Annotated in this window: 10 protein-coding genes; all 10 read right to left on the bottom strand. The window is 33.1% G+C overall.

Going from position 1 to position 14750, the window contains the following annotated elements:
* Positions 1 to 30 precede the first annotated feature (30 nt).
* The 10 genes from LC076_RS08865 to LC076_RS08820 all read right to left on the bottom strand — a co-directional run bounded on the left by LC076_RS08865 (position 31) and on the right by LC076_RS08820 (position 14581).
* On the bottom strand, positions 31 to 1854 hold the full coding sequence (locus tag LC076_RS08865; RefSeq protein ID WP_226667808.1) for a heparinase II/III family protein: 1824 nt from the start codon (positions 1852 to 1854) through the stop codon (positions 31 to 33).
* Positions 1855 to 1900: 46 nt separating this feature from the next.
* Positions 1901 to 3739 (bottom strand): DUF2264 domain-containing protein, encoded by a 1839-nt coding sequence (locus LC076_RS08860; RefSeq protein WP_226667807.1) that lies wholly within the window; start codon positions 3737 to 3739, stop codon positions 1901 to 1903.
* Between the two features lie 165 nt (positions 3740 to 3904).
* Positions 3905 to 5515, bottom strand: a complete 1611-nt coding sequence (locus tag LC076_RS08855; protein ID WP_226667805.1) for a response regulator transcription factor — start codon at positions 5513 to 5515, stop codon at positions 3905 to 3907.
* Positions 5516 to 5522: 7 nt separating this feature from the next.
* Complete coding sequence (locus LC076_RS08850) at positions 5523 to 7328, bottom strand: sensor histidine kinase (RefSeq protein ID WP_226667803.1); 1806 nt, start codon at positions 7326 to 7328, stop codon at positions 5523 to 5525.
* Between the two features lie 370 nt (positions 7329 to 7698).
* Positions 7699 to 8823 (bottom strand): glycoside hydrolase family 88 protein, encoded by a 1125-nt coding sequence (locus tag LC076_RS08845; RefSeq protein ID WP_226667802.1) that lies wholly within the window; start codon positions 8821 to 8823, stop codon positions 7699 to 7701.
* Positions 8824 to 9287: 464 nt separating this feature from the next.
* Complete coding sequence (locus LC076_RS08840; protein WP_226667800.1) at positions 9288 to 10652, bottom strand: ABC transporter substrate-binding protein; 1365 nt, start codon at positions 10650 to 10652, stop codon at positions 9288 to 9290.
* Between the two features lie 152 nt (positions 10653 to 10804).
* Complete coding sequence (locus LC076_RS08835; protein WP_226667798.1) at positions 10805 to 11638, bottom strand: carbohydrate ABC transporter permease; 834 nt, start codon at positions 11636 to 11638, stop codon at positions 10805 to 10807.
* A 182-nt stretch (positions 11639 to 11820) separates the two neighbouring features.
* Positions 11821 to 12759, bottom strand: a complete 939-nt coding sequence (locus LC076_RS08830; RefSeq protein WP_226667796.1) for a carbohydrate ABC transporter permease — start codon at positions 12757 to 12759, stop codon at positions 11821 to 11823.
* Positions 12760 to 13152: 393 nt separating this feature from the next.
* Positions 13153 to 13776: a YesL family protein gene (locus LC076_RS08825; protein WP_226667794.1), complete on the bottom strand. Its 624-nt coding sequence runs from the start codon at positions 13774 to 13776 to the stop codon at positions 13153 to 13155.
* Between the two features lie 277 nt (positions 13777 to 14053).
* Positions 14054 to 14581 (bottom strand): ThuA domain-containing protein, encoded by a 528-nt coding sequence (locus LC076_RS08820; protein WP_226667792.1) that lies wholly within the window; start codon positions 14579 to 14581, stop codon positions 14054 to 14056.
* Positions 14582 to 14750: the final 169 nt, after the last annotated feature.

Here is a 14750-nt window from a genome sequence, read left to right as displayed (position 1 = left end):
ATCTATACTTTTTGTATCCATCCCAAATGTCTACATAAATCGAAAACACAATTCTATAGAAGTGAATTTACTTGGGTTCCTAACTCTAAAATCTAATTGATACAACTCTTCTCTTTCACCAAAATGATTTATAAATTCATTTTCTCGAATAATTAAATCTAATTGCTCATGATCAAAATACACTTTTATTTTCTCAGCTCCTTCCAAAATTACCCCTGTAGAATCTTCAATGACCTTCATGACAGGTGTAATAAATCGTTCAACGATTGAAGTTGGTTTTTCTGTAAATTGAAATGTATCAATTAGAATCAGTTCTGGAGTATGATCTTTTTTCCAATGGAATTTCCTAACTAAATGCTCTAAGCTCTGAATGTCATATGCTTTTTTAAGATCCATTTCGATTAAATCTTCTGATTGATTACTAGAATAATCTATAACCGTTGCTTTGTGAGAGTGCCCTTCAGTTTGAAATTGATTGTTGATGATAGGTACCGAATGTCCCTGGGATCCGTTACACAAAATGGTATAACGTTTTTGATTAAAATAATCCTCACAATACATCCCGCTGCCTAAGTCCTTAAAAAAGGTTTCTCCTTTAGCTTGTAAAATAAAATGTCCGATATCATTATGATTATGCGGCTCATCATTATGTCCACCTTTACAGGCAAATACATACCCATCATGTCTTGAAATAAACCATTGTGAATCATTAAGATAATACGTTTCGTTACACCAAGGATTACCACTTAATTTTTCATCTAACCAAAGTAAATTCCTAAAAGCTGGTGCCCAACGACTACAATGATCATCATCATATGAAGCACGTAATTCTGCTTCAGGAACTTCAATATCATGATAAACATTTTTCAAATAATGACTAAGACCTAAAAATACAGATCCTTTTTCAGTAGAATCCGAGAAATTCACTACCTGATTTTTGTAAATAAAACATTTTTGCTGAAAAAGTGCAATTTGATGAACTTTTTCTATTTGAAACAAATTTAGTTCATCATTTGTCTTTTTCTTGAGTAAATCTGCAAAATAGACATAAAAACCAAAACCATATTGCCAGTATCCATATCCTTCTAAGCATGCACCATCATTGTTAAATCCATTTAAATAATAAGCAATAGCTTTAAGCACTTTATCAAGAATAGAGGATAATATTTTCTCATCTTTTATTAGATGTAATGCAGCTGCCCCTATTGATCCTGCACAGACTGCTGACCAATTATGAGTGGACGTCTCCCAATCAAATGATTGATGTTGAAAGGGAACTAGTACCCGACGATGTACCTCTTCCACCATTCTTTTTTGAATGAGTGGATCGATAACATGTTCCGTCAATTCCAAGATTTCACTGAGCGTAAATGCTGTTTCAGCAGCAAACAAATCAATAGTAAAAAGAGAATTGTCCATTTTTTTATAACTCTCATCCAGTTTTGGATCCATCTCAGCACGATCTTTTAAGTGAGCTGGTAAACACCAAGTGTATTCATTACAAATAGACCAAATGGTTTCATGAAGTTCCTTCAAATAAATAGATTCATCCGGCTCTATCAACGTCATTAAGGCAAATGTATTTAATCGTCTTCTTTTTGCAAAATAGCTTCTCTCGTATTCGAGTCTTGACCCCGTTTCTCTAAAAATAGCAAACTCATAAAATGTGAGCTCTTGAAGAGGTGTTTCGAGGAGCTTTTTTGCTTCTTCTTTTATTTCCAGTAGTACGGTTTTAAAAACTGTTTTCTCCTTTATTTCTTTAAACCAGTTTTCCTGTTCCTTTTTTGATGAAAATAAAAGAGAGGACTTATTTTTTTTTATCAATTCATTTATCTGCTCATATTCTAAAATCAACAGAATTTCACCTCACAATTTTGAACAACATACTATTTTTCTCTTTTTATATTGTAATAGTCATTGCTTTCTCATCAGAGTATTGAACAAAAATTTTCCCCTTTACTATTTCTACATTAGGAACTTCTTCCCATCTATATTCATCACGATTACATGCCCCATACACCGCACTTACTAGGAAACTAGTTCCTGGCATAATTTTCGTTTGAATCGTTGGGATAACAGTACGAGAATGCAAAATATTTGTATTTGAATTTGGATAAATAAACTCTGCTTTTCCTTCTCCATAAAGACTTTTGATGCCACTTGCTTCCCTTGATATTTTCGCAATACACTCTTGATTTTTTTGATCCATTTTTAATGGACTTTCTCCTTCAATTGCCAATGCAAAGCCACCATCAGCACTATCTAGTGTTCTGCTTGTTTTTATACAATGTATTCGAATATGCCAAGGTGTTCCTGGCACGATCCATGTTTGCACCTCTACATCATTCCAAGGCTTCCATTTCGTATAAATATAATCTTCTTCAACTCTAGTATCTTCACATTTTCTTTTTACTCGGTAAATATTATCACCTTCACTCAAAGCTAACATAGAATCAAATGCTCCTTGTGAAAGCCCCCATTCTGCACGGGGTACACTAAAACCAAAAGCAGTAGAATAAACAAACTTTTCATATTTCGCTGAGGTATGAGTATGTTCGTTTGTTGATAGATGTCCTGAATTGAAAGCAAGAACATGATCTTTGTTTTGATTTCTACAAATGATCATATGTGGTTCTTTCTGAATACTTTTTTCCTGTAATAGAGGGAGGGGCTCTTCTTCTGCTTGCCAGAAAGGGTGATCACCATCAAGTGCTAAAGGTAAAAAAGATTTTAGAGCCCAATAAGGTGAACCTGGTGAATTATAATTTTCAGCCACAATTAAGTTAGGATAAGAATATCCTATTGTTAAAATACCATTATCATGAAAGATAGGCTGTTTTAACCACCATCTTAAGTTTCTAAGGATAATTCCTTTCATTACTCCTAATGAAAAAGGCTCTATACCAGTATAAACTGCGGCTCCCCAAAATGAGGACATGGCAAATCGATACGTTAAACTTCGACCATAAGGAACAGAAGACCCATCTGTTGAAAACCAGTAAATAAACTCTTTTGCAAACACCTCTGCGCGCTCTTTATATTCTTTAGAACGGATAGGATCTTCTTTTTCCATAAACTTAGAATAGATAAGGCCATAAAAATGAAGAGCAAAAGGTACATAATAATCTGAATGACCATCAATACCATCAGAATACCAACCATTAGAAACATAAAATTGGTCAATTCTATCTAAATTTTCTTCAACTTTACTTTTATCATAGTGCTGCCCGACATTTTTCAAGCCTATGTTAACAAGCACAGAAAAAAACAGCCAGTTACAATCATGTGCTTTACATTGATTAATTTGAGATAACCAATTTGTTAGATTTTCTTTTTCTTGTAGATTAAGAGGATCCCAGATCTTGCTTGGAATGAGTAATAGAGATACACCAAAAGCAGCCATTTCAACTATTTTTTGATCAAAGTGTTCTATTTCTCCCCAATATTCCTCATGATTAGGGTTTGTTCCATTTTTTATCCCTTGTAGGTGCATTTCCCACATATAAGATTCTTTCTCTTCACAAGCAAGTAAGGGTGCTAAACCCCATAATAATCTTGAAAAGGCCTCAAATTCAGATGTAGAATCAGCGTAAGCAGCACTTGTATCTCCAAGTTTTAACCTCGTAAACCCCTTACTGTAATAAGACTTTAGTGGATCAAAAATTTGTTCTAGTGCTTCTGATACATCATCTCTAGTTTTAAGAGGATTTGTTTTAATCGACTCAATAAATGTTAGCATATAGAAATGATCCCCCTTTCAATTCATATGAAAAAATAAACCTCTAATCTACTTTTTTTCATCAAGAAACTTGATTTTTTTGCTTATACGAATTACCTTTTTATAAGGAATTAGAGATAATCACCGCCGATTAAACGCTTACAAAACAAAGGGTGATTTAACCGCTTACCTCTTTTCCCCTCTATATTCAATAGGAGTGACACCGACGTAGTTTTTAAATACTTTAATAAAGTAGCTTTGGTTGTCGTATCCTAATCTCTCACATATTTTCCCTACAGAGTCTACAGTTTGTTCGAGCAATTCTTTTGCTCTGTTCATCTTGGCTTTTGTTACATACTCAACAAAAGTACCACCAACTTCTTTCTTAAAAAGTCTGCTGAAATAACTAGGATTTAAGTAAAGGATGTTCGCAACTTCATCAAGTGTTATCTTCTTTTCTAAATTACCTTCAACATATTTACAAGCCTCAATTACTTCTTTTCGTCTAGACTTTGAAGTAGTACTGTTAACTGCAGAAAGAAGCATTTCAAAATAATGAATCAACCATGTTCTTAGCTCGATTAAGGAATCAATTCCAATCACTTCTTCATGAAGAATTTCATTCGAAGTGTTTGTTCCAAAAAACTGTAAAGCTTTCATCTTTACCTTAAGATCCAGTAAAAGTTTGAGAATCCAGTCTTTAACAATTTCTGATGAATATTTCTTTTCCTTGAAGATATTCATCCACTTACATATAAGTGGACTAACTTCTGAAACATCTTTATTCAAGATCAGCTGTCTTATCTCATTTGATGCCTTATCATACCATTCAAATAAGCTTTCATTTGTTTTTGTTTCAAGTCGTTTTTTTTCTATTCTACATGTTTCCATATAAAATCTTTGATTTGAACTATCAAGCAATTGATGAAGTGATGTTTTAAAAGAATGATAGGTATCAAACGGTTTATCTACTATAAAAGAGAGGGAAATATTTAAAGAACTAAAAACGTTTCTCTGAATTTTCTCAAGGCACTTTGTTGTTACTCCATAACTATCTGATTTTAAAGTTGCGCTATAAGGAAAGAATAAAAATGATTCTTTCTGACTAAATGTAAAATGAACTGCTGTGCTTTCATCTTTCTTCAATACTTCACTAATTACATTTTGAATGGAGAATAATAATGTATCTTCTGAATGATAAGATATCTTTGCTGAGCGATAATCTTGTATGAAGCATAGTACAGGTATAAATGTTTGATGAGTTAAATCCAATCCATAAGATCGTGCTTCATCGATCACACTTTTCGTTTCATAGAGTGTTTGATCAATCGTATGACGTATAAAATCTCTTTTCATTGATTCTCTATTTCGTTCAACCAAACTCTCTAACTTGAATTCTTTTATTTTTTTCTGATCTTCACTTTCTTTATTTTGCTTTAATTTTTTCAGTACTTCAGCTAAATCTTTAGGATTAAGTGTATCTTTTAAAAGATAATCTTGTACATTAAGCTTTAAAGCCTGATGTGCATAATCAAACTCATTGTGGCACGTTAACATACAAACCTGTATATTGGGATTTAGTTCTTTTAATCTCTTAGTTAATTCTAAACCATTCATTTTAGGCATACCGATATCAGTTATTAATATGTCTGGCATTTCATTTAAGGCATGGGTAAGAGCGTTAGCCCCATTTTCATGAGTACTTTGAAGATTTAATCCTAATTGGTTCCAGTTGATCGTCTCAATTAATAATTCTAAAACTGGATAATCATCATCTACTAGCATTACGTTATACATTCTCCATTCAACCTCCCCTTAAAACAGACAGTATCACTTTTGTACCTTTTCCGACTTCACTATAAACTTCCATATTAAATGCATCACCAAATGTCATACACATTCTTTCATACACATTGGTTATACCAATACTTGAGAATCCCATCTTATTCTGAACATTACTAAAGCCTGCATTTCTAGTTAGCCTTGCTCGTAGATTTAATAGTGTTTGTTCACTCATTCCCTCACCATTATCTTCAATAATAATGAAAAAATCATTCCTTTTTAAGAAGGCTTCTACCGTAATTTTTCCAGCACTTTGATTTAATCCATGTATAATAGAATTCTCAATAATTGGTTGCAAAATAAAGCGTGGTATCGTCTCTAAATAAGCTGTATCTGATACATTAACCTTAAATTGAACTTCTTCTCTTTGACGCATATTCATTAACCGAACATAATCTGTAACAATACCTACCTCATCTTTAAATGTGATCATACCTTTATCTTGGTCAATAGTCATTCTTAGCAGTTTAGATAAAGAACTAATCATTTCAGCACTCTCATAATCACCTTTTTTCATCACTTTCATTCGAATGGAATTTAATACATTAAATAAGAAATGTGGATTAATTTGAGCCTGAAGCATAGATAACTCGGCTTTTCGTTTTCTTATTTGAGTCTCTGTAATTTCTCTGATCATTTCATTTATTCGATCAAGCATTAAGTTAAAAGAGTTAGATAATTTACCTATTTCATCTTTATTTTGAACGTTAGAACGAACCTTTAAATTACCGCTCTGTACAGTTTCAGCCACATTGCTCAAATGGACTAATGGTTTTGTAATCGTCTGTAATATATAAGCTAATAATAGGAAAAAGATAACAAATGAAATCAATTGAACAAGAAATACTTTTTGGAAAATTGAATTAATTTTAAAGATTGCTTGTTTGTATGGGTTTATTGATACTAGCTTCCATCCCATATTCATTATTTGATGATCTGCATAAAGGTAATTCTCTTTTTGTGCAGTTATGATATTTGTAAAATTCGGATCTTGAATCTCCTTAATATAAGGAAATGATTCTCCAATTTTCTCGTTTTTTCGATGAGATAAAATTTTATACGAAGAATCTACAAGCATCATCTCTTCTTTTCCAGGCATACTCTCAAATGCCTGTTTCACCTTATTTTCCATTATTGTTACAATGACATATCCATAGATTTTCAGATTAGAATCTCTTAGAGTTCTAGCAACTGAGATTTGATATGGATTTCTCTTTTGTTCTGATTTGAAAACTGTTGGTTGACTCCCAATCCAAATGGCTTCATATCCAAAAACTCCATCTAATTCTTTAAACCAGGGCTCACTAAATAGTTTTTCCGGGTTATAATCACTTACAGGATAATTTGTATAGTGTTTTCCATTTTTCAAGAGAATAGTTACATATGATTTTTCTCCAAGTAGTGTAACGTTTTCGATCGTTTTAGACACTTTACTATACTCGACAAAGCTTTCATATACTTCTTGTTGTTCTATAGAAGTATCATCTATTTGAGCATTCTTCTTTAAAATAGTGTTAAGTTCAGAATCAAGTTGAACAAAATTTGCAGCATACAACATATCCTCAAAGATTTTATTGACATATTCTCCTGCTAATTTCAATTCTCGATTAGCATTTGACATAGCTTGTTCCTTCATAGCATCCTTCGTTAAATAGTTATTAATAAAAAGTGTAATAATAGCAGGTATAACAATACAAATGATCGAAGTTAAAATAACTTTGTAGCGAAAGGAATGGGGTGGTAGCTTCTTTTGTATCTGACTCCACATAACTTACCTCCTCATGTAAAGGATAAGATTTCGGGTATAAAGAATTCCCTCTACTTATTATCTTATCAAAAATTACTGATGAGAAGATAAATCTTATGCCTTGGTATAAATGCTATAAAGAAATTCACTATTTTCAACTGTAATAAATTTACTATTTTAGTAATTTAGTATCCTCTTCCTTTTGAACACACATACATACTAAAAAATTTACACTCAACTTATATAACAAAGTCTCTTTTTAATAGATTGTAATTATTTAACCTAATTGTTTGTAAGAATGTATTTACATCGAAAAGTAATCTCTAATTTAGATAAGGTGCCTCTTTGCTTCAAGCTACTATAAGCAAGAAGTTTAGCGCATACAGCTTTATCAAAAAAGTTGCGTATATCCTCTTAATTTGGCAAGACCTTCAACAAAATAGTAATCTCCATAAATAAGAGGTACATCAATATTCTTCCCTTCAGGATAGTGACTAGTTCCACTAAGAATTAAGCCTTCTTCATTATGGTTATCCCAAGCACCATAGTTCTCGTAAAGGGATTTAAGTATTCTAGCACCAGCATTCCTATAAATTGCAGATTCTGTTGAACTTACTTGATCAGCCAATAACAGTAAACCTGATGCTGCAATTGCACCAGCTGAAGAATCACGATATTTTGTAATGTGATCAGGAAGCCTAAAATCCCAATGTGGTACAGCATCTTCTGGTAGATTGGCAATAAAGAAATGTGAAACATTTTTTGCTGCTTGCAGATATTTATCATCACTTGTATATTTATAGAGCAATGATAGACCATAAATTGCCCATGCTGCTCCTCTAGACCATGCTGAATCAGGATTAAAGCCTTGACCACCAATAGCTTCTACTCTTTCCCCAGTTTCAGGATTAAATCGAACAATATGATGTACAGAACCATCTTTTCGTATAAAATGATCTAAAACAGTTTCTCCATGCTTTTTAGCAACAATACTATATCTAGGATCTCCCGTTACATCTGTAGCCCAAAATAATAATGGTAGATTCATCAAGCAATCAATAATTGCCCAGCCTGAATTATTTTCTCCTTCATACCATGGATTCCAAGCACGAATATAGTTTCCTGAAGCATTAAACCTACCCATTAATAAATTTGCTACTAATAGCCCTCGTCTTTTAGAGTCTTCTTCATTTAAAAGTTTATATCTTGCAACACTTGTTAACGTCCACATAAAGCCCATATCATGATCTAGCTTATAATAATCTGTGATAACAGTATCCAATTTCTTTTCACATTGTTCCGCTAATTCTTTATAGGAACCATTTTTTGTACCCTGATAAAGCAGCCAAAGTAATCCAGGCCAAAATCCTGCTGTCCACCATGAAGGAGCTTCTAATTGGTAAGTTCCTTCAACGCTAGCATGCGGAAAATTCGGACCAATTTTCTCACTTGTTCTCTCAATCTTTGAATTTACTTTTTTCCAAGCCTCATCAACCCAAACTAACTCTCTATTCATTCTATCACCCTACCTTATTTCACTTTTGTTCTTAAAATTAACAAACGTGCTCTACTAAGAAAAGCGCAAGGCGCCCGCCTATCGGCGACAAGCATAAGACGATCCGGCTGGAAGGTTGTTCTTTAACCTTCTTGACGGATTGGCTTATGACCTCGAGCCGATGGCGCCTGGAGCTAGACACCAAAACTACGTGCAGAATTCTATACTTTCTTATCTTTTAAAAAAAGCGCAAGCGCCTTAGTCAGCCCCCACAAGCATAAGACGATTTGACATGAAAGGCGTTCTTGGCCTTCAATGGCAAATTGGCTTATGACCTAGGAAAAAAGGGGTTTATTTTTTCCCTCGAGGGGCTAGGCGCTGGAGCTAGACACCAAAACTACGTACAAAACATATAAATTCTGATATTACAAAAAGAAAAAGGCGTCAGCTTTTGCTGCAGCCATTTCCTTTCCAATTTTCAACAATTATTTATTATTATCAATAATTTCTTGTGCTCTCTCTTGTGTTGCCTTTAATGTTTTCTCAATTTCTTGTTCACCTAAAATTAATTTTTCATACTCTTCATTTACAACTTTGTAAAGCTCTGCTTGATAAGGAACAGGCGGAATGATTTTAGACGATTTTGCTCCTTTTAATACATTCACTAATGACTCTCTATCTACCTTTTCAGGTGTTGCAGTATCTGCTAAGATTCCATCGATGATAGATCCTAATTCTTCTTCACTAACACCATTCCAAGAAGGGATATTTTTCCCTTGAACGATTTGACCTTCAGAGGTGTACCAACGAATAAATGTATAAGCTTCTTTCTTATGCTTCGAATTCGCAGCGACAGACATAAAGTCAGTTGTAACTGGAGTATATCCACCTGCATCTCCTTCTTCATTCTTAGGGTAAGGAGCTACAGCCACATTAAAGTCTAGTGGAAATTGTTCTGTTCCTCCTAATTCTGTATTCATCCAGCTACCAATTAACACCATGCTTGCATCTTGACCAAAGAACTGATTACGATAATGAAGCTTCTGTGAAATAATATCTGTATAAGGTGTTGCAGATTTATCTACCTTTTCCATTTGAACACGCATTTCTAATGTCTTCTTAAACAGAGGACTATCAAAATTAGATGTACCATCAGCTTTAATAAATTCTGTATTATCTTCTTCACTAGCGAGAGCCAATTTCATGAACTCCAACCAGCCTCCACCTTGTGGACCGTGGAAATATGTTCCATAATGATCATCAGTTGTAAGCTTTTTCGCATAATCCATGTATTCATCCCAGGTCCAATCAGTTGGTACTTCTAATCCTGCTTCTTCTAAATGATTTTTGTTTAACAATACATACCACGGATTGAATTTACCGGGAAGTGCATAATAGTTATCATTAAGCTTTGTATCCACTTTATATTCTTCACTTAACGTGTATCCTTCTTCTTCAATAAATTCATCAATTGGCGCTACCATACCCAACGCTACTCGCTGAGCATAACTAGCTGGATCACTAAACATTAAAACATCTAATTGTTCACCAGAAGCAGCAGCCAAATCTAACTTCTGAGTTGCTTCTTGGGTATCTCCTTTTTCACTAAGAATAACAAGATCGACATCTATTTTAGGGTACTCTTCCTCAAAAGCTGCTATTGTTTTTTCCCAATTATAGCTTGCTTCATTTCCATGTGTGTGGAACTTAATTGTCACAGCTTCATCAGTTGCTTTTTTATCCTTATCATTTTCTGTTCCAGAGGTACTTTCTCCGCCACCTGTACAACCGGCTAGGATCCCAACTAACATTGTAGAAGCAGCTAATGTAGACCAAAACTTCTTCTTCATCATATTTCTCCCCCTTATTTAGTTCTTCCTCAATGAAAACCCTTACACGAAAAAGTATAGCAAAGGCTTTTATCTTTAATATAATAATTATTTTACTCATATCGGAAAATATTTGACTTTTCAAAAATTTCTTCTACTACATCATTGATTTGTTAACCCTTTACTCCACCTAGAGCAATTCCTTCAATTACTTGTTTTTGTCCGATCATGAAGACAATCAATAATGGTAGAATAGCAGACACTGCAGCAGCCATAATTAATGAATAAAACTCCCCGTTGATTGTTGTAAACTTTTGCATGGCCAATTGAATAGTATAAAGAGCATCTGATCGTAAGAAAATTAAAGGGTTTTGATAATCATTCCAAGTCCAAATGAACCTTAAGATTGCATATGTTGCAACTGCAGGACGCACGATAGGTAAAGCAATTGACCAAAAAATCCTCCAATGACCTGCACCATCAATTTTTGCAGCATCAATGTACTCGTTATGAATTCCCATAAAAAATTGTCGGAGCATAAAAGTTCCTAATACACTAAAGCTACCTAATAATATTAACCCTAAGTGACTATCAAACAACCCAATGTTTCGATAAAGAATAAATTGTGGAACTAAACTAGCTTGTGGTGGAACCATATAAGTTGCTAAAACGATAATAAATAACCATTTACCTGCAGGAAATTTCACTTTAGAAAAACCATAAGCTGCTAAAGCTGAGACTGTACAAGAAACGACTGTTGTGAGGACTGCTACTTTTATAGAATTCCAATAATAAATATAAAACGGAAATTCTCCAAACCAAACTTGTTGATAGTTATTAATACCGTTCCATCTCTCAGGTATCCACTGAATAGGAAACTTAAAAACATCAGCTTCTATCTTAAATGATGTTGATAGCATCCATACAAATGGTAATAAAAACAGAATACTAACTAAAAATATGATAATTGTAAAAAAAAGTTTTTGGATATTTAGTTTTTTACTCATCAAGTTCCCCCCCTTAATAATGGCTGTTTTCGAAAGTTTGTTGCTTTTAAATACTCGAAGCAAACATCACTGTATTAAGTCTAGTGGCATCTTTTCTTCATAAAATGAAACCCTTATAGTGAAACAACAATGTTTTCACTCCATGTTTTAGTTACATAGCAACAATCATTTTGAAAAGAGCCTTAATAATTAACCCATCTTTTTTGTCCAACCCATTGTAATATTGTAATTAAGAAGACAATAAAGAATAAGATAACAGCCATTGCAGATGAATATCCAATATCTAAATTAACGAATGCCGTATCATATAGATGCCATACAAGCATGCTAGTTGAATGCAAAGGTCCACCTTTTGTTAAAACTGCAATTAAATCGAATACCTTAAACGTCGAAATAATTCCTGTGATTAGTAAGAAAAATGAAGTTGGAGAAACCATTGGGAAGGTAATATGACGAAACTTTACCCATGAATTCGCTCCATCCATATCAGCTGCTTCATATAATTCTTTTGGAATCGATTGAAGACCAGCAATATAGATAATTAAATTAAAGCCAACCGAAATCCATATTTGAATTAACATAACAGATATCAACGCAAAATTCGGATCAGCAATCCATAATGGTGGATTCTCAATACCTAATGACATTAATGTTTGATTAATAGGACCTGAAGAAGGATGGAATAATACTTGCCAAACAACCGCTATTGCAACAACACTTGATATATAAGGCATAAAAAATGCAACTTTGAAGTAGCTTTTCATGTAAACGCTTTTATCAATAACCACAGCTAAAAACAATGAAAATGCCATACAGATTGGTACTGTAAATAAGAAGATTCCATTATTTAATAAGGATTTTAAAAATACCTTATCTTCAATTAAATCTTTAAAATTACTAAATCCAACCCATCTTAATTGATCAATTCCTTGAATGAACTTCCAATCTGAAAAACTTAAAATAAATGTAGCAAAAATCGGCAGTAGCACTAATACAGAAACTCCAATAAGCATTGGAGATACAAATAAAAACCCTGCTAGATTTTCACTTCTTTCTGTCTTAACTTTGTTTCTTCTTATCTTCAATTTTGAGGATGTGGATACTTCAGTCTTCGAACTCATCTGGTCTCACCTCTCTTTTAATATATCTTCATTATAAAAAAAGAACTGTTTCGATACTTAACAGTATTTTGATAGAAATTGCAATAATTTTTACTTCTTTTAAGAAAGGCTCTTTTCTGAAGGATTGTTGCTATTTAACTTAATCACCCGTTAGTATCAATGTTTTTATCATATATAAGTACTATTCTAAGAAGAAAAGATGCCATTAGACTTTATACAGTGCCGTTTTCTTCATCTGACTAAAAGCAACAAAGTTTTTCTTAAGAAAAAACAAGAATCCACAAACAAAAGATCACCTGTTTCATCTATCAATTTTTTATGAATAACAAAAATAACACCGTTATATTTGCTTTGTGTAACATGGCAGATATATGGTGTCTAAAGATTAACGATCTATGAATTTGTGCTTAAATTCATACTTACAAAGATTGAGTATGAAAGGTACATTAAAACAAAAGCTACGCCACTCCCGAAGAATAATAACGCGACTCCTGGGAAGATCAAACTTATTAATATACCTGTTCCCACCGCAAGAATCATTGTGAAGGTACGAAATGGAAATGAGGTACCTAGTAGAATGGCTGATTTATAGTATTGAAGGATGGACCCTTCAAGATGTACATACACCGGAAAAATATAGATAAGGACAATAGAAAATATAAAAGTCATAATAACAAAGCAAGTTAAAAAAATGTAGTGAAGTATTCCTTGCATAGAATTAATTAACACCAAATCAATATACATGAAACCTATGATACCTACCAATGTACCAAACAGTAAATTTGCCTTTTTAAACTCAGTTTTATAAACATCCCAAAATGTGGAAAAAATTGAAATGCTATGCTCTCCCATAATCCATTTACGTACAATCGAAAATAAAGCTACAGTTGATGGAGCGATTCCAAAAAAGATGAAACCTATTAGTGTAAAAAACATCCATAGTAGATTAAGATAGGCAAATTTGCTAATCCAATCACATATTCGCAATATCCCTGAAGTCCAACCTGCTGATTCCAAAATGTTCCCCTCCATTTGTTGTAGCAGCTATTAACTTAATCATAATTTGTATGTTTTTACATAAATATCACTATTTTTACTACTTTTAGAAAAATTTTTACTTTATGATTTTTTCAAAGTTAATAAAATGAAGTAAAACCCAAGATCCTCCTCGGAATCATAAGTAAGATAGTTTTAGAGATTTCTCCAATAAGTCGACCATTTCGTTGGAAACCAATGCTTCTTTGTTATGTGCAGGTGTTAAACAAACAACTCTTCCCATTCCATAAGCATGAGTTCAGCCTGCAACAGTATTGCCTTTAACTGAAACAGCTCTAAGAAACACATCTGTGTTGCTTTCATCACACGTCACAAAATAATGTTCATCCACAATCCTAAATTGGTTTCTTATTGTTGTGACTTTTCCTGTTGGTTGATAACTAACAAGCTGGTGTTCACTCGGATGACAATCAAATTTACCCCGAACCATTTCATTATATTTCGCTAAATGTTCATAGGAAGATAATCCAGAATGCCAAACAAACCAACTACCACCTTGCTGAACATATTGACAAATTTTCTCTTCAAGTTTTTCACACATCCAGTATCTTGGCTTTTCATCAGTTGGATTTAGTCTATTTGCTTTGTATAGCACTACAATATCAGGGTGTTCTTGTAGCTTTTCAGGTAATTGTTCTGTATTTATATATTCAATTTCCATTTGCTCACCTTCATTTTTTAACTTTATTAAAACATGATTAAGAGCAGGAGAAATGTTAACTTCTTGATGATAATAATCACCTAGTAGTGCAATAACTTTTTTCATCATACCCCTCCAGAATTAATTTTATCTTAATTGTCTACTATCCATTGTCTAAGTAGCAATGGATTTTATCTCTAAACAAAGAGACTGTCTCATAAGGTAAAGACCTAATGAGACAGCCTCTTTAACATTATTTATATTTTACTTCTAATAGAGAAGAATCTGAAATCTC

The sequence above is a fragment of the Metabacillus litoralis genome (assembly GCF_020524045.1).
GTDB lineage: Bacteria > Bacillota > Bacilli > Bacillales > Bacillaceae > Metabacillus > Metabacillus litoralis_C.
Note: the sequence above shows the minus strand (reverse complement) of the source record. Positions and strands in the feature narration are given on the sequence as shown.

Bases quoted from the DNA above. Each gene is read 5' to 3' on its own strand.
- LC076_RS08860 (WP_226667807.1), bottom strand. From the start codon at position 3,739: ATGCTAACATTTATTGAGTCGATTAAAACAAATCCTCTTAAAACTAGA.
- LC076_RS08855 (WP_226667805.1), bottom strand. From the start codon at position 5,515: ATGTATAACGTAATGCTAGTAGATGATGATTATCCAGTTTTAGAATTA.
- LC076_RS08850 (WP_226667803.1), bottom strand. From the start codon at position 7,328: ATGTGGAGTCAGATACAAAAGAAGCTACCACCCCATTCCTTTCGCTAC.
- LC076_RS08845 (WP_226667802.1), bottom strand. From the start codon at position 8,823: ATGAATAGAGAGTTAGTTTGGGTTGATGAGGCTTGGAAAAAAGTAAAT.
- LC076_RS08840 (WP_226667800.1), bottom strand. From the start codon at position 10,652: ATGAAGAAGAAGTTTTGGTCTACATTAGCTGCTTCTACAATGTTAGTT.
- LC076_RS08835 (WP_226667798.1), bottom strand. From the start codon at position 11,638: ATGAGTAAAAAACTAAATATCCAAAAACTTTTTTTTACAATTATCATA.
- LC076_RS08830 (WP_226667796.1), bottom strand. From the start codon at position 12,759: ATGAGTTCGAAGACTGAAGTATCCACATCCTCAAAATTGAAGATAAGA.
- LC076_RS08820 (WP_226667792.1), bottom strand. From the start codon at position 14,581: ATGAAAAAAGTTATTGCACTACTAGGTGATTATTATCATCAAGAAGTT.